At 70.5% G+C, this 18515-nt stretch carries 16 protein-coding genes; 11 read left to right on the plus strand and 5 right to left on the minus strand.

Translation table 11 applies throughout. The features are described from left to right. The first annotated feature begins 209 nt into the window (after positions 1-209). From IW245_RS01800 to IW245_RS01810, 3 genes are all read left to right on the plus strand, one after another. Entirely contained in the window at positions 210-770 is a 561-nt protein-coding gene (locus tag IW245_RS01800) for a hypothetical protein (RefSeq protein WP_197001442.1), read from the plus strand. A gap of 144 nt (positions 771-914) precedes the next feature. Then, a complete protein-coding gene (locus IW245_RS01805; RefSeq protein ID WP_197001443.1) occupies positions 915-2156 on the plus strand; it encodes an MFS transporter in 1242 nt (413 codons plus the stop codon). A gap of 238 nt (positions 2157-2394) precedes the next feature. Next, a complete protein-coding gene (locus IW245_RS01810; protein WP_197001444.1) occupies positions 2395-2676 on the plus strand; it encodes a hypothetical protein in 282 nt (93 codons plus the stop codon). Positions 2677-2828: 152 nt separating this feature from the next. Here IW245_RS01810 and ligA read toward each other — a convergent pair whose 3' ends face one another. Continuing rightward, positions 2829-4904: an NAD-dependent DNA ligase LigA gene (ligA, locus tag IW245_RS01815; protein WP_197001445.1), complete on the minus strand. Its 2076-nt coding sequence runs from the start codon at positions 4902-4904 to the stop codon at positions 2829-2831. A 255-nt stretch (positions 4905-5159) separates the two neighbouring features. Between ligA and IW245_RS01820 the strand changes: the two genes are divergently transcribed. Together IW245_RS01820 and IW245_RS01825 are read left to right on the plus strand one after the other, a co-directional pair. Continuing rightward, positions 5160-6305, plus strand: a complete 1146-nt coding sequence (locus tag IW245_RS01820; protein WP_197001446.1) for a branched-chain amino acid ABC transporter substrate-binding protein — start codon at positions 5160-5162, stop codon at positions 6303-6305. 769 nt (positions 6306-7074) lie between these two features. After that, positions 7075-9390, plus strand: coding sequence for a glycoside hydrolase family 20 protein (locus IW245_RS01825; RefSeq protein ID WP_197001447.1), 2316 nt, complete (start codon positions 7075-7077; stop codon positions 9388-9390). Positions 9391-9486: 96 nt separating this feature from the next. Here the strand turns inward: IW245_RS01825 and IW245_RS01830 are convergent, their stop codons facing one another. From IW245_RS01830 to IW245_RS01840, 3 genes are all read right to left on the minus strand, one after another. Beyond that, the gene (locus IW245_RS01830; protein ID WP_197001448.1) at positions 9487-9942 is read right to left on the minus strand and encodes a hypothetical protein; all 456 of its coding nucleotides are present in this window, start codon (positions 9940-9942) and stop codon (positions 9487-9489) included. 61 nt (positions 9943-10003) lie between these two features. Beyond that, positions 10004-10213 carry a carotenoid oxygenase family protein gene (locus tag IW245_RS01835; RefSeq protein WP_372445299.1) on the minus strand — a complete coding sequence of 70 codons (210 nt, stop codon included), beginning with the start codon at positions 10211-10213 and terminating at the stop codon, positions 10004-10006. Positions 10214-10263: 50 nt separating this feature from the next. Further along, positions 10264-11610 carry a helix-turn-helix domain-containing protein gene (locus IW245_RS01840; RefSeq protein ID WP_197001450.1) on the minus strand — a complete coding sequence of 449 codons (1347 nt, stop codon included), beginning with the start codon at positions 11608-11610 and terminating at the stop codon, positions 10264-10266. A gap of 167 nt (positions 11611-11777) precedes the next feature. On the opposite strand from IW245_RS01840, the gene IW245_RS01845 reads away from it, so the two are divergent. The 3 genes from IW245_RS01845 to IW245_RS01855 all read left to right on the plus strand — a co-directional run bounded on the left by IW245_RS01845 (position 11778) and on the right by IW245_RS01855 (position 14141). Next, complete coding sequence (locus IW245_RS01845; protein WP_197001451.1) at positions 11778-12068, plus strand: hypothetical protein; 291 nt, start codon at positions 11778-11780, stop codon at positions 12066-12068. Beyond that, the gene (locus IW245_RS01850) at positions 12065-12292 is read left to right on the plus strand and encodes a hypothetical protein (RefSeq protein WP_197001452.1); all 228 of its coding nucleotides are present in this window, start codon (positions 12065-12067) and stop codon (positions 12290-12292) included. The genes IW245_RS01845 and IW245_RS01850 overlap by 4 nt, the downstream gene beginning before the upstream one ends. A gap of 172 nt (positions 12293-12464) precedes the next feature. Further along, positions 12465-14141: an aminotransferase class V-fold PLP-dependent enzyme gene (locus tag IW245_RS01855; protein ID WP_197001453.1), complete on the plus strand. Its 1677-nt coding sequence runs from the start codon at positions 12465-12467 to the stop codon at positions 14139-14141. 121 nt (positions 14142-14262) lie between these two features. Here the strand turns inward: IW245_RS01855 and IW245_RS01860 are convergent, their stop codons facing one another. Then, the gene (locus IW245_RS01860; protein ID WP_197001454.1) at positions 14263-14703 is read right to left on the minus strand and encodes a hypothetical protein; all 441 of its coding nucleotides are present in this window, start codon (positions 14701-14703) and stop codon (positions 14263-14265) included. A 254-nt stretch (positions 14704-14957) separates the two neighbouring features. Between IW245_RS01860 and accD the strand changes: the two genes are divergently transcribed. Genes accD through IW245_RS01875 form a run of 3 tightly spaced genes read left to right on the plus strand, consistent with a single transcriptional unit; the run spans position 14958 to position 18456 of the window. Then, entirely contained in the window at positions 14958-16643 is a 1686-nt protein-coding gene (gene accD / locus IW245_RS01865) for an acetyl-CoA carboxylase, carboxyltransferase subunit beta (RefSeq protein ID WP_197001455.1), read from the plus strand. Beyond that, positions 16640-17095 (plus strand): acetyl-CoA carboxylase biotin carboxyl carrier protein, encoded by a 456-nt coding sequence (locus IW245_RS01870; protein ID WP_197001456.1) that lies wholly within the window; start codon positions 16640-16642, stop codon positions 17093-17095. The genes accD and IW245_RS01870 overlap by 4 nt, the downstream gene beginning before the upstream one ends. After that, positions 17092-18456, plus strand: a complete 1365-nt coding sequence (locus tag IW245_RS01875) for an acetyl-CoA carboxylase biotin carboxylase subunit (RefSeq protein ID WP_197001457.1) — start codon at positions 17092-17094, stop codon at positions 18454-18456. The genes IW245_RS01870 and IW245_RS01875 overlap by 4 nt, the downstream gene beginning before the upstream one ends. Positions 18457-18515: the final 59 nt, after the last annotated feature.

Raw genomic sequence — 18515 nt, forward strand, 5'->3', positions numbered from 1 at the left:
CCGACGGTCGAGCCGAACTGTACAAGTTCGTCGACTTCCTCGCCGGCACCTGAGGGGCCCGGAGGAGGGAACTGAGGAATCTGCCACCGACCTGGCCTACGTCATCGACACCTCAGGTCCTGGAGAACTCAGCTCTGACGGGTCAGAGTCGCGGCCGAGGCGGGCGCCGTGACCGACACGCCCGCCGGATGGTTGATAGCGTGATCGTCATGACGGAGTTGGAAGAGCTGGTCCTGACTCCCGGCGAGCGCGCCCAGCAGGTCCCGGTCGACAGTGTGACGTTCACGATGGACTGGACCGGCGAGGACGAGCCAGGCCAGCTGGCGGCGTTCGTGGCGTGCCGGATCCGGGCCTTCGGTGCTGAACCGACGGACGTCGACACCGACGTCGTCCACCGCACGGCCGACGATGATCCGACTCTGCGCCGCGGTGATGCCCCGGTCCGCCAGCTCGACCATCTGTCTGATGTGGTGGCACGCCTCGGCTACACGATGGTGGTGCGCGACAGTGGCACCGACACCTACGAGGTCCTGGTCGCGCGAACCGGCGGGCGCGAGCTGACCGGCTTGGCGCACGAGGGCGTGCCGGTACGGGCCTGGGGCTCCGAGCCCGAGGAGTCCCTGGTGAGTCTGAACTGTCCGAACTGTTCGGAGATGCTGGTCTGGGAGCTGCCGGCGGGCCAGACCCTCGCCGACGAGCGCTGCGAGTGCGGTGCCGCGTTGTTCGACGGTGCTGGTCGCCCACTGCCAGGTGTCAGTCTCCACGACTGAGCGCCAGCGGTGGGTTGCGGACAAGAGTCCACGTTTCGCCGCGAGGCGTTGGGGCGTGGGCGCCGCCAGAAAGAAAGCGCCGCCGCATTCGATGCGGAGCTGCGGCCTGACACCCTGGCGTTCAGGGTGTGTGACGGGGGTGCGGTGGTTGTCCGTTTCGTGTCGTCGATCGTGGGGACGTTCGCCACCTGGCGTCGACTACCGCGCGCGGTCTGGCTGTTGACCGCCGCGCGGGCCGTCAACCGGCTGGGCGCATTCACTCTGGCGTTCCTGACCATCGCCGTGACCGCCCGGGGGTTCACGGTCGCCGACGCGGGGCTGTTGATGTCGGCGTTCGGGCTGGCGGCCATCGTCTCCCGGCTGATCGGCGGCCGGTTGGCGGACCGGATCGGGCGACGTGCCACGATCGTGGGCGGCCTGGTCGCGACAGCCGCCGCGCAGCTGGCCCTGGCGGCCTCGACGTCGCGTCTCGCCCTGGCCGTCGCGGTGATCGCCGTCGGTCTGGCGTTCGAGATCTACGAGCCGGCCAGTCAGTCGCTGATCGGCGACGTCACCGAACCCGCCGACCGCCCCGTCGCCTACGGCCTGTTCGGTGCGGCGCTGGCCTGCGCGGGGATCGCCGCCGGCGCGCTGGCCACGCTCCTGGGCGGCCTGGACGTGCGGTGGCTGTTCGTCGCCGACGCGGTCACCTGCCTACTGTGCGCCGTGCTGATCGCCGCCACCCTGCCCGGAACGACCAGGACGACGCCGCCGACCCGCGGCACCGCACCGACCGGCCGGAACCCGTGGCGCGACCCCCTCCTGCGTGCGTTCCTTGCCACGGGCACCGTCTTCGCGGTCCTGTATATGCAGCTGCTGACCACGTTGCCGCTGACCCTGGCCCGCCACCATCTCGGCGCCGGCGCGTTCGGCCTGCTGCTGACCCTGTCAGCGATCACCATCGTCGCCGGCCAACCGCTCCTCGCGGCACCGTTCACCTCCATGACAGCCATGACCGCCGGGTACGTCCTCCTCGGCGCCGGCTTGGCCCTGAACGCGGCGGCGGCGAATCTGGCGACGTTCATCGCGGCCACCGTGGTCTGGAGCACCGGAGAAGTGCTGCTCCTCGGCCACGTCTACGCCCTCGTCGGCGACCTCGCTCCCGCCACGGCCAGGGCACACTACCTGTCCGTCTACGGCATCAGCTGGGGCATCGCGACCCTGGTCGGCCCCTTCGCCGGAACCCAGGCCCTCGCGCACGCCGGTCAGGCCTGGCTGTGGACCGCCGCCGGAGCGTGCAGCCTGGCCCTGGCTGCCATCCAGCCCCGACTACACCGCAAAGCCCGGCAGCGCACCGACGCCCACCAGCCCGCTCCGGTGAGCGCCTCGCTGGAGATCCTTTCGTGACACCTGCACCGAGGCGGAACCAATACCAACCGTCGCTGCAGGAGCTCGATGCCCGGCGAGGTCCCGGATAGCGGAGCGGCCTCATGACGCCGGGGCGGGCGAAATTTGCTCGACGTCACCGTCAACGATGGGCTCCCAGCCCTGGCTGACCGGACACGACAGAGCCGGCGGCGACGGTAGGCGGCTGGGAGGGTTAGATGGTCCCGATTGACCCAACGAAGTAGGGAGTGGATGGATCGTGTCGAACGTGGTTCTCATCGCGGGCACAACGGAGACGCCGCCGGCGGGTATCGCCGCCGCGAACGGGGTTGAGTCGGTGCAGGCGTCGGTGCACAACCTGAGCACGCTGCTGGCGGTGCTGGCCAGCGAAGGGGTGGAAAGCGGCTACGTGTCCGGCTGGAACGGGCAGCAGGGGGACTACGTCCTGCGTAGCAACGGAGCGATCGCCCCGTACGACGAGCACGCGAACGACACCGGGCACGCCTTCGTGGTGCAGCCGCAGGCGCCCGGAACGGACTGAGTCCTGCGGGCCGCCCGGAAATCCGTCCGGGCGGCCCGGCCCAGGCTCGTCGCCGCCCAGCCGGTGCTGGCCGTGCCGACCGCCCTGCGGCCTGCCCGAGGTGCCGAGGCCGCCGGGTGATCGAACTCCCCGGCGGCCCTTCGCGCTGAGTGTCAGCTCGACAGGAACGCGGTGACGAGGTCGGCGAACTCGTCCGGGCCCATGACGGGGACGCCGAGGGATTCGGCCTTGGCAAGCTTGGACCCGGCCTTGTCCCCGGCGACGAGCAGCGCGGTCTTCGCCGACACGGAGCCGGAGGCCTTGCCGCCGGCGCGTTCGATGAGTTCGTTCATCTCGTTGCGGGTCAGGTCTGCCAGGGGCCCGGTCATGGACCCGGTGACGACGACGGACTTCCCGGCGAGCGGCAGGTCCGACGCGTCGCCGGCGGGCTCTTGGCCGGGCGGAACGGCGCCGGGTTCGGTCATGTTCACCCCGGCGGCGACGAGCTTGTCGATGACCGGGGCGAGGTCTTTGAGTTCGTCGACGATGACGGGTGTCTTCTCGGGGCCGAGGCCGTCGACGTGCTGGAGGGCTTCGGTGTCGGCGGTGCGGATGTTGTCCATGGTGGCGAAGTGTTTGGCGATCCGCCGGGACATCGACCGTCCGGTGCCGCGTACACCGAGCGCGGTGAGGACCCGGGCGAGGGGCTGCTGCTTGGCGGTCTCCAGCGCGGCGAGGAGGTTGTCGGTGGAGATGTCGCCCATCCGGTCCAGGCCGAGGATCTGCTCGCGGGTCAGGGTGAACAGGTCGGCGAAGTCCTCGATGAGACCAGCGTCGACGAGCTGGACGATGCGGGTGTGGCCGAGGCCTTCGATGTCCAGGGCGTCGCGGGAGACGGCGTAGTCGATGGAGGCGACGGCGTTGCAGGCACGTCCCAAGGTGCAGCGCCACCGTTCCTGGGTGCGGTCGATGTCGCTGCCGCAGCGGGGGCACACCTCGGGGATAGCGATGGGTGTCTCCGCGCCGGTGCGCACGGCGACGAGGGGTGCTTCGATGGCGGGGATGACGTCCCCTGCCCGGTACACCGTCACCTGGTCGCCGATCAGGAGGCCCTTGCGGGTGATGTCGGCCGCGTTGTGCAGGGTGGCGTAGGTGACGATGACTCCGCCGATCTCGACGGGTTCGAGGACGGCGCGGGGTGCGATGATGCCGGTCCGGCCGACCTCCCACTCCACGGCCAGCAGCTTGGTGATCTTCGTGTCGGCGGGCAGCTTGTAGGCGATCGCCCACCTCGGGGCGCGGGAGGAGAACCCAGCCTGCTCCTGGTCGAGGGCCGGGTCGGTCTTGATGACGATCCCGTCGATGCCGAACCCTAGGCCTGCCCGGGCGTCGCCGATCTCCTCGATCCGGGCGAGGACTCCGTCGAGGGTGTCGTAGCGGATCGCGCCGGCCAGCGCGGCGGCGCTGGTCTGCACGCCGAGGTCGGTCAGGAGGTCGAGGAGGCCGGAGTGCGGCAGGGCCGCCAGGTCGGCGGCGAGGCTCGGGCTCGTGGCGTCGAGGGGGAGGGCGCTGTAGCCGAAGAACGTCCACTCGACCTCGTAGGGCCGGTTCTTCGTGCGCATGCTTCCGGCGGCGGCGGAGCGCGGGTTGCTGAACGGGTCACCGCCGGCGTGCACGCGGGCGGTGGTCGCGGCCTCGTACTGCTCGCGGGTCAGCAGCACCTCGCCGCGGACCTCCAGGGTCTCCGGCCGGGCCAACCGCTCCGGGAGGCCGAGGATGTGGCCGGCGCCCTGGGCGGTGACGTCCTCGCCCTCGGTCCCGTTGCCCCGGGTGATGAGCTGGACGAGCCGGCCGGCCTGGTACCGGGCGGCGATGGCCAGCCCGTCGAGTTTCGTCTCCACTGCCCACGCCTCGACCGGCCGGCCGAGCCGGCGCTCCAGCCCGGCGGCCCAGGCGGTGAGCTGCTCGGCGTTGAACACGTTGTCCAGCGACAGCATCGGCCGGGTGTGCGGCACGTCGCCGGTCGCGGTCCCGCCGGCGACCTTCCCGGTGGGGGAGTCGGGCAGCACCTCGTCGGGGTGGGCGTCCTCCCAGGCGGCGATCGCCCGCACGAGCGCGTCGTAGACGTCATCGTCCATGGCCTGGGTGCCATCGGCGTAGTACGCCGCGGCGGCGGTCCTCGCGGCCTCGACAGCGGCGGCGTACTCGCCGGGGGAGGTGACGGTTGACGGGGTGGTTGTGCTGCTCATAGCCCACATTCTGCCCTGCGGGTACGACACTTTCGGGGCCTTGCGCGGCACGCCCGAAGCCGAGGCCCGGTCGTTGACCGTGCCGGCGCTGGCGGCCGTGACCCGACGGATCCTGGCGCACGATCCTGGCTTGTGGCCCGATGCGTAACAGTTTGGTGGTGCCGGCAGGCACGCGGTTCCCGTCGCTGGCGTTCACGGGTAGCTTCCCGGCCGTTACGAACAGTTGTGCACTGTACCCGAGGAGGGCATACAGCCTTGAAGCAGAGATTCGTACCAGCCGTGGTGGTCCTCACCGCGGCCCTGGCGGCCACGGCCGGCTGCGCGCGGAGCGGCTCGGACGGCACGGCGGCCTCCGGCAAGGACTGCACGGTCAAGATCGCGTTCTTCGGTGCCCTGACCGGCTCGAACGCGGCACTCGGCATCAACGTCCGAGACGGGGCGAAGCTGGCGATCGACCAGTACAACGCGTCGCGGCAGGACACCTGCAAGATCGAGCTGGACAACCGCGACTCCCAGGGGGACGAGAAGGTGGCCCCCGGCGTCGCCGACGCGGTGATCCCGGACCAGAAGATCATCGGCGTGGTCGGTCCGGCGTTCTCGGGCGAGTCCAAGGCCGCCGCCGGCAAGCTGTCCGAGAACGGCCTGACGATGATCACCATCGCCACCAACCCGAGCCTGTCCACCAAGGGCTGGAAGACGTTCCACCGCGCGTTGGGCAACGACGCCACCCAGGGGCCGGCCGCCGGGCGGTACATGCAGACCGCGTTGAAGGCGGAGAAGGTGTTCATCGTCGACGACACCTCCGAGTACGGCAAGGGCCTGGCCGACGAGGTCCGCAAGGTCGTCAAACCCGTGGCGACCGGTACCACCAGCAAAGGGCAGACCGACTTCTCCGCCCTGATCTCGGCCATCAAGGCGTCGAGCGCCGACGCGGTCTACTACGGCGGCTACTACGCCGAGGCCGCGCCGTTCCTCAAGCAGTTGCGCGGCCAGGGCGTCAAGGCGGCCTTCGTCACCGGCGACGCCGTCAAGGACGACAAGTTCGTCGAGGGCGCGGGCAAGGAGGCCGCCGAGGGTGCCATCATCACCTGCCCGTGCGTGCCGCCGGAGAAGTCGGGTGGCACGTTCGCCGCGGACTTCAAGAAGGCGTTCGGCGGCGAGCCGGGCACCTACAGCGCCGAGTCCTATGACGCGGCCAGCATCTTCGTGGCCGGAGTGAAGGCTGGCAAAACCACCCGCAAGGACATGGAGGCGTTCGTCGACGCCTACAAGGGCCAGGGCGTGACCACGACCTTCGCGTTCACCGCCAACGGTGAGATCGAGCTGTCGGCTGTCGCGGTGTGGGCGTACCGGGTCGAGAACGGCCGGATCGTCGCCGTGCAGGAGATCCCCAAGTCCTAGGTCGCCGCTGACCGACGCGCTTGCGGCGTACCCGGCGGCGGGAGCAGGACCTCGACGTTCGTCGTGGCCGTTCCCGCCGCCGCAGCGCTACTCGACCAACGCGGGACGAGCGTCCTGAAACTCGCCAGCACCCGAGGGCGGACGCTGCTGGTCCCGCGGCAGGTTCTCTCCTACTTCGATCGGCCGTTCGCGCGCCTGGTCGTGACCACGACGTCCTCGGGCACGTCGTCGCCCTCGCGCAGCATCATCGGGCCCGCGATCCCCACCACGGAGAGCCGTACCCGGATCGTGCGCGCCGTCTGGCCACCCCTTCAATCGCTCACTGAAGTTAATGGTGGCTTAACGCCGACCTCTCACACCGACTCCTCAAGCATCGGGGTCGGATTTTTGAGGTTTCCACACCCTTTGCGATAGCGGCCTGGACATTGATGTATCGAGACTATTGCCTGTGGACCGGCCGCCGTATAACGTCAGCGCCCTAGTAAGAACGTTGACTGAACAAACCTGTGGCCCGCACCGTTTCCGCTGCTCCGGCAACGACTGGCCACCTTCTCCCGGTCTGCCAGGGCAGCCAGCCCGGGAGCACCCCGCGACCAGCCCTCGACCCGCACGCTGTTCCCCTGTGAGCCGGTTGTCAGCCCCATGCCGCTCACCCGCACCCGACGCCGGCTAACCCGCCGGGCATCCCATGCGGCCCCGCCAGGCCGATGCCCGAGGGCCCGGCCGACTGACGCCGCCGATACCCATCCCCTCGAATCGGAACGGAACGATGAGCAGACTCCTCAGAAGGGCGGCGACCGCCCTCCTCGCCGCAGCCGTGGCCGCGATCGCGCTGTCCGGCACGCCGGCCTCAGCCGCCGCAACGAACCCGAAGCCGACGACCATCCCCGCGTTGCAGGAGTGGACCGGCGGCACCGGCAGCTACGCCTTCGGCGCCGGTACCCGGATCGTCCGGGCGACCGGTGACGCCGCCGCCCTGGCGACGACGAGCCAGGTGTTCGCCGACGACCTCAAGGCGCTCACCGGCCTGACGATCGCGCAGACCACCGGCACCACCACCGACCTGGGGCCCGGCGACATCTACCTCGCCCTGGGCTCGACCGACACGGCCCTGGGCACCGAGGGCTACGCGCTGTCGGTGACCGACCGGGTGACCGTCACCGCCCGCGACGACAAGGGCGCGTTCTACGGCACCCGTACCATTCTGCAGCTCCTCAAGCAGGGCACCACGATCCCGCAGGGCACCGCGCGGGACTGGGCGCTCAAGCCCGAGCGCGGCCTGATGGTGGACAACGGGCGCAAGTTCTTCACGGCGCAGTGGCTGCGCGACCACGTGAAGGAACTCGCGTACCTGAAGATGAACTACTTCCACCTGCACTTCTCCGACAATCAGGGTTTCCGGATCGAGTCGACCTCGCACCCGGAGGTCGTCTCCGCCGAGCACCTGTCCAAGCAGGAGGTCACTGACCTGATCGCATTGGCGGCGAAGTACAAGGTGATGGTCGTGCCGGAGCTCGACGCGCCCGGCCACATGGACACCATCCTGGCCGCGCACCCGGACCTGAAGCTCAAGAAGAGCGACGGCACCCCCGACAACGGCAACATCGACCTGTCCAAGCCTGAGGCCTACACCCTGATCAAGGACCTCTACCAGGAGTACCTCGCGCTGTTCCCCGCCCCGTACTTCCACATCGGCGCCGACGAGTACGGCGCGGACTACGCGGCCAACCCGCAGCTGCTGGCCTACGCCAAGGCCACCTACGGAGCCAACGCCGTCGCCAAGGACTCCTACCTCGGGTTCGTCAACTGGGCCAACGGAATCGTGCGCGCCGCCGGCAAGACCACCCGGGCCTGGAACGACGGCATCGGTGGTGGCACCGCCGTGACCGTGAACGCCAACGTCGTCCTGGAGTTCTGGTACAACTACGGCAAGTCCCCCCAGCAGCACATCGACGAGGGTCACCTGATCTCCAACGAGAGCTGGGACCCGACGTACTACGTGCTCTACGGCGGCGGCCCGGGCGGCCCCGGCAGCCAGTGGGGCTACGACACCTGGACCCCGGACCTGTTCCAGGGCAGCCAGACCATCACGGCGGCCTCGCAGTCGAAGAACCTCGGCTCGAAGATCCACGTCTGGTGCGACAACCCCGCCGTCGCCACCGAGCAGCGGATCGCCTCCGACATCCGCAACGGGCTGCGGATGCTGGCCCAGCAGACCTGGGGCTCGCCGAAGATCGCCGCCGACTACAACGCGTTCCTCCCGGTGATCACCACCATCGGACGCAACCCGGCCTGGCCGCAGACGACCCAGCCGGGCAACCTCGCCGCCGGCAGGCCCGTCACCGTCTCCAGCAACGAGACCTCGGGACTGGTCGGCGTGAACGCGGTCGACAGCGACTACGGCACCCGGTGGGCCAGCGGCTACACCAACGGCGAGTGGATCACGGTCGACCTGGGCTCCAGCCAGTCCATCAACCGGGTGAAACTGTTCTGGGAGGCGGCCTACGGCAAGGGGTACAAGATCCAGATATCGAACGACAACGCCACCTGGACCGACATCTACGCCACCGCGACGGGTGACGGCGGCACCGACGACCTGACCGGGCTCTCCGGCACCGGCCGCTACGTGCGGATGCAGGGCGTCACCCGGGGCACGAGCTGGGGATACTCGCTCTTCGAGTTCGAGGTCTACGGTGGACCGGCCGACCTGGCCCGAGGAAAGGTGGCCACCGCGTCGAGCACCGAGACGGTGAACTTCCCGGCCGGCAACGCCGTGGACGGCAACGCCGCGACCCGGTGGTCGAGCGCCTACAGCGACCCGCAGTGGCTGCGGGTGGACCTCGGCGCGAGCTACTCCGTCAGCCACGTCAAGCTGAGCTGGGAGGCCGCCTACGGCCGCGGCTACCAGGTCCAGCTGTCCACCGACGGCACCACCTGGACCACCATCTACAGCACGACGACGGGCGACGGCGGGGTCGACGACCTGACCGGGCTCACCGGCACCGGTCGCTACCTGCGGATCAACGGCACGTCCCGGGGCACCGGGTACGGCTACTCGCTCTGGACGGTCGAGGCGTACTCCTGACCTGCCCACCGCCGGCCCCCGCGAGGGGGTCGGCGGTGCGTCACCCAGGTGTCAACGCTGAAGCCCGCTGATCTGGCGAGGGTGGACGGCCGGCGATCAGCCCTGCCCGGCGTCGACGATGCGCCACGTGCCGCGGTCCCGCGTGCGGTCGAGGTAGTAGTTCCGTCCGACCGGTCCGTCCGCCGACCCGGATTCCGCCTCGTCGAAAGACGTCTGGGTGTACTGGGCGGTGACCCGCACCCGGTCCTCCGTCACGGACACCGCGGCCACGCGCACGTCCTGGATGGACCGTATGTTGCAGCTCTTCCCGTCCACGCCACCCGGATACAGTTCCTGCGCGGTGGACCGGTCGTGGGCACTCAACGCCCGTAGGTAGGTCCGGACGACGACGTCGGGTCCGGCATCGTCAGCGGGTACGGGGACGTGTCCGGCCCCCACCACGCAGCTCCACTGTCCTGGGTAGAACACCCGGATCCCCACCACCGCGCCGGCCACGGCGATCAGCACTGCGGCACCGACAAGCCAACGACGTCGCGACAGCATGATCGACATTCCCGGCACGATACGCCAACGCGGCGATCGCGGTCAGGCTCACGCCACCGACCCGGCCCTGTCAGGTCCACCGGTCGGCGAGCCAGTTGCCGTGGAAGCCCTGCGGGACCCGGCCCGGCAGGTGGACGGACGCGACCGGCGGTGCGGCCAGGTCGTCCGCGTCGAGGATGACCAGGTCGCTGCGGTCGGTGGTCGTGTCATGGACGTAGGTCATCAGCCAGCCCGCGCCGCCAAGGCGTTCCCGGGCCGAACAGAGCCTACCGCCGACGATCGATGACCCGGAGACCTTGCAGAAGGCGGCCTACCTGATCCGTACGGCCCCTAGGCCGTCACCTGACGAGCCGCCCGCCAGTACTCTCGTACCTCGGCGGTCCCCGGCTCGTCGGCCGGAAGCTGGTCCAGAAGGCCAGTGAGCCGCTGGGTCACTCGGCTGGAGTCGACCCCGGCGGCGGCGTCGATGGCGGCCCGGGCGCTCGCCATGGCCTCGTCCAGCCGGCCCGCGCTGAGGCTGGTCTCCGCGATGCGGACCAGGTACAGATTCCGGTCCCGGGTCGCGGCAGGTGACAGGGTGGCCAGTCCGGCGTGTAGCAGCTCGTCGGCGTGGCTGAGCTGCCGAAGGTTGATCATCGCCGTGCCGGCCTCGGCGGTCAGGCTGGGTTGAGGCATCCAATAGACCCAGTCGGGATCGTCCCCGTCCCGCCGGTTGGCCCAGAGATCGTCAGCCCGGTTTAGGAGCTGGGATGCCTGGCGCTGCTCGCCGAGGATGGCGTGGGCCCGGACCTGCCAGGCGTCGAGCATCGCGGCGACGATCCGGTGAGCGGGGTCGAGCTGGGCGCGGGCCGCTTCGAGCAGGTCGACGGCGGTCCGGCCGTCCCCGGCGTAGATGGCCTGAAGGGCGAGGTTGGACAGGATGTAGATCCCTTGCACGGTGTCGTGGGCGGCGTGTGCGGCCCGTAGCGCGCCGTGCCAGTACCGCTGGGCGGCGGCAAGGTGCCCGCAGTCGAAGGCGGCCCAACCTGCGAACCGGGCGAGGCTCGCGGCCGTTGACAGCAGCTCGCGGCCAACCGGCCCGGTGTGTCGGGCCTGGCGTAGTAGTGCGTCAACCATCCGTAGGTCTGCGGCGGCGGCCTGGAGGCACGAGCCCCCGCCGAGGGTGTCGTCCAGCCGCCAGAGTTCGGCCACCCGAAGTTGGAGACCGGCTATCGCGTTGGTGCCGACCCGACCGCCATCGAGACCATCGGCGATCGGTTCGGGTGGAGTATCGGCCCAGCCTGCGGCGATGCTGGACAGCGCCGACCCGCCGTAGATGAGAAATCCTCGCCGATCCGTGCTTCCTGACTCTACGAGCGCCGCCAGGACTTTACGAGCGTTCTCGATGGTCCATTCGCCGTCGTCCGCCGGCGTGGTCGCCGTCGCCAGATGAAGCCACCCGGGCCAGCCGATCGCGTCCACGGCCGTCTGATCGACGCCGAGCGCGTCGGCCAGGGCGTACTGAGCCGTCATCTCCGGGACCACGCCGCGTTCCCAGCGGTAGACCTTCTGCCGCCAGGTGGCCATGTTCAGGCCCGAGCCGCGTTGGACCAGCTCGGCGACCTCCCGCAGGCTCCAGCCGCGTTCCCCACGTATGTAGGTCAGGGGGTGCTGTGTGCCGTTCGCGGTGCCAGTCATAGGTGCTCCCAGCAGGGCGGATCTTCCGTAGTCGCAGCGCTACGCAGAGGCTACACGGAGGCTACGCGCCGATTCTTCATCCCATCCGCTCGTCTGTCGAAACTGGAACCAACCCCGCTTGCCGGGCTACCCCCGCCCAGACCCTCACACGCTCCACGGAGGCAGACATGACGATCAAACCCGCACGTCGCCAGGTGCAGGAACTCGGCGAGAAACTACCCGCCTTCCTCGACATCTACGCGCCGGGAGAACTTGAAGCCATCCTTTTCCTCGACCCGTCCGGCAAGATCGGTTACGCCCCGGGGCCAGACGCCCCCGCCGGTTGCATCACTATCATGAACCGGGCCGGCGTCGACCGGCTGATGGTCCTGCACGCCTACACGCCGCTGGACCTCGCCCGCGACCCTGGCCGGGAGGCGTTCGCGGAGCTGATCTTCGAGAACAGCTGGTCGTCGTGACCAGGGAACCGCAGTGCACGGACCCGCGGTGCGCCGACGAGCGTCTGTCGCACGCCCGGTTCACCCGGGCCCAACTGGAGACCTTCACCGCGCTGGCCAAAGCCCGCGTCCGGCCGGTGCCCTGCGCAACCTTCCCCGGCGAGTACCACACGATGCGCCGCGCCGAGAACCTGGCCGGCTCGGCCGACTGGGCCGTGTACCTCGCCCAACCGATCTACCGCTGAACGCCAAAGAGCGACTGCCCACAACGCCGAGCCCCAGCTCAGTGGCCGGGCAATCCCGCCCGGCCGTCCCGGTATCCGTGAAGGTTCGGATCGTGATTGCCGCCGACCGAGAACCTGCGGCCCGGCCACGGCCCGCCTAGAATCAGGGTGAAATCGGTACTTCGGGGGCACCATGGAAAATCCGCTCCTGACCAGGATCCGCGAATCGGTGATCGGTGACGACGAGGTGATCCGGGGCCCATACGGCCCACGGCGGATCACCTACGCCGACTACACGGCCTCCGGGCGCGCGCTGACCTTCATCGAAGACTTCATCCGCCGCGAGGTCCTGCCGCACTACGGCAACACCCACACCGAATCATCGGGTACCGGCCTGCAGACCACCCGGTTCCGTGAGGACGCGCGCCAGATCATCGCGCGCGCGATCGGCGGAGACGAGCACACCGCAGTGATCTTCGCCGGCTCCGGTGCGACCGGGGCGATCGACAAACTGATCACCATTCTCGGGCTGCGGCTGCCCTCGGTTCTCGAGGACCGGTTCCACCTCGCCCGCACCGTGCACCGCCAGCTGCGGCCGGTGGTGTTCATCGGCCCGTACGAGCACCACTCCAACGAGCTGCCGTGGCGGGAGTCGATCGCCGAGGTCGTGCCGATTCCCGAGGACGCCAGCGGGCACGTCAGCCTCACCGACCTGAAGCGGGAACTGGCAGCCCACCGGGACCGGCCGCTGCTCATCGGGTCCTTCTCCGCGGCGTCGAACGTCACCGGCATCCTCACCGACACCGAGGCCGTGGCGGACCTGCTGCACGAGTACGGCGCGCTGTCGTTCTGGGACTTCGCCGCGGCCGGCCCCTACGCCGAGATCGAGATGAACGGGCCCGGTGGCTCGTACAAGGACGCGGTCTTCCTCAGCCCGCACAAGTTCCCCGGCGGACCCGGCACGCCCGGCGTCCTGGCGGTCCGCCGTGAGCTGCTCGCCAACCGGGTGCCCTCGGTACCGGGCGGCGGCACGGTCGACTACGTGACCGAGCGCGGGCACCACTACCGGGCCGATCCGGTGCACCGGGAGGAGGGCGGCACCCCTGCGATCGTGGAGTCGATCCGCGCCGGCCTGGTCTTCGGCCTCAAACAGGCCGTCGGCGTGCCCCTGATCAGGGAGCGCGAGGACGCCTTCATCGGCCGGGCGATCGCGGCCTGGCGGACGGAATCCACCCTCGAACTGCTCGGCAACATCGACGCCGAGCGCCTGTCGATCGTGTCCTTCCGGCTGCGGCGGCCCGGCGGCCGGTACCTGCACCACAACTTCGTGGTCGCCGTCCTCAACGACCTGTTCGGGATCCAGACCCGGGGCGGGTGCGCCTGCGCCGGACCGTACGGGCACCGCCTGCTCCACATAGACCGGCGGCAGTCGCGGCTCCTCCAGGAGCAGGTGTTCGTCGGGCACGAGGGGATCAAGCCCGGCTGGGTCCGGATCGGCTTCAACTACTTCCTGTCCGAAACGGTGTTCGACTATCTCGTCGAGGCGGTGACCCTCGTCGCCCGGCACGGCTGGAAGCTGCTGCCCGCGTACGGTTTCGACCCGGACACCGGGCGGTGGCTGCACCGCGCCACGAGCGGCGAGCCTCCGCTGCGGCTCACCGACCTGCACTACCGGGCGGACGGCGCGCTGCGGTACCCGCACCGGCACGCGAAGGCCTCCGAGCAGGACCTGCCCGGGTATCTGGACTTCGCGCGCGGGCTGTTCGACAGCCTGCCGGAGCCTGAGCCCGCCGGCCCCGCCAGCACCGTTTCGCCGGAGTTCGGGCGGCTGTGCTGGTTCGAGCTGACCGAGGAGAACCTGCACGGCTGAGTGGGCCCCGGCCCGGCGAGGTTCGGTCCCGCCGGGAAGCGCAGTGGTCGGCGTCCAACGGGAGCAAGGCGCGTCCGTCCGACCGGGCCGGGTCGGACGAACGGCAGGCGGCGTGCCGCTGTTAGACGAGGACCTTGTCGAGGAGGAATTCGTACTGGCCGTCCTTGGTGTAGACGAACCCGCCGATGGACTGGACCTTGGTGGATCCGGGCGCGCACGAGAGGTTCTCGCCCACCGCCGTGCCCTTCAGCGTGAACCAGGAGACCTCGGAGCGGCCGTTGTTGTTCCTGACCACGACCGACGACTGGGTCTGGCTGCGCTGGGTCGGGCCGTTGATGTTGTTGGTCAGGCGTTCTCCGTCGGAGTCGAACCTGATCTGCATCTCCAGCGGGCCCGCCTTGGTGAGCGTGCCCAGGTAGGTGCTGCCGGCGTAGTCGGACAGGTCGCCCCCGCAGGTGTTCGGCGGCGGGGTGATGACCGCCGAGGCGGACGCCGGGACGGCCACGACCGCCAGGCCGGTCAGCAGTGCTGCCGTGGCGATGGAACGAGTGCTCTTGGACACGAATGGAGCCTTCCCCGATATGGATCAAACGGGCAGATCGTATGCTGCTTCGCGTACCTGAGGCCCCGTACCCTCTGTCGCGACACGCCAAACAGTGCGGCCCGGCGCCAATGTGGCCGCTTGGTCCCTGTGGGTGAACGCGCCTGATGGGTGGGCGGTGGTCCTAGTCGGGATCCAGCCATCCTTGAGCCGGCCGCGAAACGACGTCTGCACGCTGTCCCTGACGGCCCTCCCAGGCCGGGAAGGGGGACACCATGGACGACGTCAACCACTGGGTACTGTGCCCGCGGTGTCGGGCGGTCCTCTACGGCCGGCGGCTGGTCCGCGCGGCCCGGGTCTGTCCGGAGTGCGGACGGCACGAGGCCCTCGACGCGCCGGAGCGGCTGCGCCAACTGCTGGACGAGGGCACCATCGAGCCACTGGACCTGCCGGTGCGCACCGCCGATCCGCTCGGGTTCGTCGACACCCGGCCGTACCCGGAGAGGTTGCGCGAGGCCCGGGAGCGCACCGGCCTCGACGAGGCGGTCGTGTGCGTGCGCGGGGCCGTCGAGGGGCACCCCGTCATCGTCGCGGCGATGGACTTCCGGTTCCTCGGCGGCAGCCTCGGCAGCGCCGTGGGTGAGCTGATCACCCTGTCGGCGGAGACCGCCCTCGCCGAGCGCACGCCGCTGCTGATCGTGACCGCCTCCGGTGGCGCGCGGATGCAGGAGGGCATGTTCGCGCTGCTGCAGATGGCCCGGACCAGCCAGGCGCTCAGCCGGCTCGACGAGGCCGGCGTGCTCACCCTGTCGCTGGTCACCGATCCCACGTTCGGCGGGGTCGCGGCCTCCTTCGCCACGTCCTGCGACGTCATTCTCGCCGAGCCCGGGGCCCGGTTGGGGTTCGCCGGCCCGAGGGTGATCGCGCAGACCCTCCGGCAGACGCTGCCGGCCGGCTTCCAGACGGCGGAGTTCCTGCTCCGCAAGGGGTTCGTGGACGTGATCCGCCCCCGGTCGGCGCTCCGGCCGACCCTGGCCCGGCTCCTGGCGGCCGCGCCGGCCCCCGATCTGGAACCCGCGCGGACCCCCGGCGAGGCTTCCGCGGCCGATCCGGCCCTGACGTGCGCGGCCCTGCTGCCCGAACGCGACCCGTGGGAGGTCGTCCGGCTCGCCCGGCGGATCGAGCGACCCACCACCCTGGACTACCTGGGGCTGATCCTGACCGACTTCGAGGAGCTGCACGGCGACCGGGCCTCCGGCGACTGCCCGGCGATCGTGGCCGGCCTCGGCCAGCTGGACGGACAACCCGTCGCCGTGATCGGCCACCAGAAGGGCCACGAGGTCGCCGAGCTGGCGACTCGCAACTACGGGATGGCCAGCCCTGCCGGCTACCGCAAGGCCGCCCGGGTACTGCGCCTCGCGGCCAAGCTGCGCGTCCCGGTGATCACGCTGATCGACACGCCGGGGGCCTATCCCGGCATCGAGGCGGAGGAGGGCGGCCAGGCGGTCGCCATCGCGGAGATCCTCAAGCTGCTCGCCGGCCTGCCGGTGCCCGTGATCGCGGTGGTCACGGGCGAGGGCGGCAGCGGCGGCGCGCTGGCGCTGGCCGTCGCCGACGAGGTCCTGATGTTCGCCAACGCGGTGTACTCGGTCATCACGCCCGAGGGGTGCGCGGCGATCCTGTGGAAGGACCCGGCCGCTGCGCCGAGGGCGGCGGCTGCGCTGCGCGTCGACGCCCGCCAGCTGCTCGACCTGGGGCTGATCGACGGGGTGCTGCCCGAACCGGAGGACGGGGCGGCCGCCGATCCCGTCGCCACGGCGGACACGCTCCGCCGGGGCCTGCTCGCCCGGCTGCCCCGGCTCCTCGCCCTCGACCCCGCCCGCCTGGTGGCCGACCGCCGGGCGAAGTTCCGCCGGATGGGCGCCGAGTCGGCCCCCGCGACCCTCGGAGGTACCCGATGACAGAGCCCGGACCGGCCGACAACCTCGCCGAGCTCGAGGCGGTGCAGCAGACGGCGCTGCGGCTCCTCGCCGGCGTGCCCAGACTCCCGGCGACGCTGCGGGTCCAGTCCGGTGGGGTGACCCTGGAACTGGAGTGGGGAGCCGGCCCGGCGGCGTCCGTCGGCCCCGCCGTGCCGGTGGACGTCCCGCTCGTCGAGGTGACCGCCGACCACATCCACGCGCCTACCGTCGGCGTGTTCTACCGTGCGCCCGCGCCCGGTTCGCAGCCGTTCGTCGAGGAGGGGACGGTGGTGTCCCCCGGGCAGCAGGTCGCCCTCGTCGAGGCGATGAAGTTGATGATCCCGGTCACCGCTGACCGGCACTGCCGGATCGTCGAGGCGATGCTGCCGGACGGTACGCCGGTGGAGTTCGGCCAGCGGCTGTTCGTCGTCGCCCCGGTGGAGGAGGCGTGAGCCGGCCGTTCGACACGGTCCTGATCGCCAACCGGGGCGAGATCGCGCTGCGGGTCGCCCGGACCTGCCGTGAGCTGGGCATCAAGGTCGTCGCCGTCCACTCGACGGAGGACCGGGACTCCGCCGTCGTCCGCGCCGCCGACCAGGCGGTCCAGATCGGCCCGGCACCCGCCCGGCAGAGCTACCTGAACATGGCCGCGATCCTGGAGGCGGCCCTGCGCACCGGCGCGCAGGCGATCCATCCCGGGTACGGGTTCCTGTCGGAGAACCCCGACTTCCCGGAGGCCTGCGCCGCCAACGGGATCGTGTTCGTCGGCCCGTCCGCCGCGGTGATGGCCAGGCTCGGGGACAAGGTCGCCGCCCGGTCCCTGATGGCCGAGGCCGGGTTGCCGCTGCTGCCGGGTTCCCTGCAGCCACTCGACAACGTCGAGGACGCCTCCGCCGTGGCCGCCGAGATCGGCTATCCGGTGATCATCAAGGCGGCCGCCGGAGGCGGGGGCCGGGGGCTGCAGGTCGTGCTCGACAAGGAGGACTTCGCCGCCCAGTACCACGCGACCCGCGCCGTCGCGCAGAGCCTGTTCGGCGACGGCAGGGTGTACGTCGAACAGTTCCTGCCGCACGCCCGGCACGTGGAGATCCAGGTGCTGTGCGACGGGCACGGCAACGCCGTCCACCTGGGGGAACGGGACTGCTCGGTCCAGCGGCGGCACCAGAAGCTCATCGAGGAGACCCCCTCGCCGGGGCTGTCCGCCGACGTGGTCCGGCGGATGGGGGAGGCGGCCGTGCTGGGCGCCCGCACCGCCGGGTACGTCGGGGCCGGCACGTTCGAGTTCCTGGTGGACCCCGGCGGGGGCTTCTCTTTCATGGAGGTCAACTGCCGGATCCAGGTCGAGCATCCGGTCACCGAGATGGTCACCGGCGTCGACCTGATCCGCGAACAGTTGTCGATCGCCGCCGGGCGGCCGCTGGAGTTGACCCAGGCGGACATCCGACCGGTCGGGGCGAGCATCGAGTGCCGGGTCAACGCGGAGAACCCCGACGTCGACTTCGCCCCGGCTCCCGGACGGCTGGAGGTCTTCGTCCCGCCGGGTGGGCCGTTCGTCCGGGTGGACACCCACGGGTACCCCGGATACCGGGTGTCCGCCGCCTACGACTCGCTGCTGGCCAAGGTCGTGGTGTGGGCGCCGGACCGCGACCAGGCCGTGGCCCGGATGCGCCGGGCCCTCGCCGAGTTCCACGTGTCCGGCCCCGGCGTGCACACCACCATCCCGTTCCTGCGTCGGGTGCTCGACCACCCCGACTTCCGGAGCGGCCGGCACGGCACGGACCTGATCGCGAGGCTGCCCTCCGGCCCGGCTTGAGCCGGTGTCGAGGCGGGGCGGCGAGAGTTCTCAGACACAGATGACGGAGAGGAAGCGGA

It is taken from the genome of Longispora fulva (assembly GCF_015751905.1).
In the GTDB taxonomy this organism is placed as follows: domain Bacteria; phylum Actinomycetota; class Actinomycetes; order Mycobacteriales; family Micromonosporaceae; genus Longispora; species Longispora fulva.

What these genes read in the sequence shown, in the direction of transcription:
- IW245_RS01800 (WP_197001442.1), top strand. Translation starts at nt 210, where the DNA reads ATGACGGAGTTGGAAGAGCTGGTCCTGACTCCCGGCGAGCGCGCCCAG.
- ligA (WP_197001445.1), bottom strand. Translation starts at nt 4,904, where the DNA reads ATGAGCAGCACAACCACCCCGTCAACCGTCACCTCCCCCGGCGAGTAC.
- IW245_RS01825 (WP_197001447.1), top strand. Translation starts at nt 7,075, where the DNA reads ATGAGCAGACTCCTCAGAAGGGCGGCGACCGCCCTCCTCGCCGCAGCC.
- IW245_RS01830 (WP_197001448.1), bottom strand. Translation starts at nt 9,942, where the DNA reads ATGTCGATCATGCTGTCGCGACGTCGTTGGCTTGTCGGTGCCGCAGTG.
- IW245_RS01840 (WP_197001450.1), bottom strand. Translation starts at nt 11,610, where the DNA reads ATGACTGGCACCGCGAACGGCACACAGCACCCCCTGACCTACATACGT.
- IW245_RS01845 (WP_197001451.1), top strand. Translation starts at nt 11,778, where the DNA reads ATGACGATCAAACCCGCACGTCGCCAGGTGCAGGAACTCGGCGAGAAA.
- IW245_RS01855 (WP_197001453.1), top strand. Translation starts at nt 12,465, where the DNA reads ATGGAAAATCCGCTCCTGACCAGGATCCGCGAATCGGTGATCGGTGAC.
- accD (WP_197001455.1), top strand. Translation starts at nt 14,958, where the DNA reads ATGGACGACGTCAACCACTGGGTACTGTGCCCGCGGTGTCGGGCGGTC.
- IW245_RS01870 (WP_197001456.1), top strand. Translation starts at nt 16,640, where the DNA reads ATGACAGAGCCCGGACCGGCCGACAACCTCGCCGAGCTCGAGGCGGTG.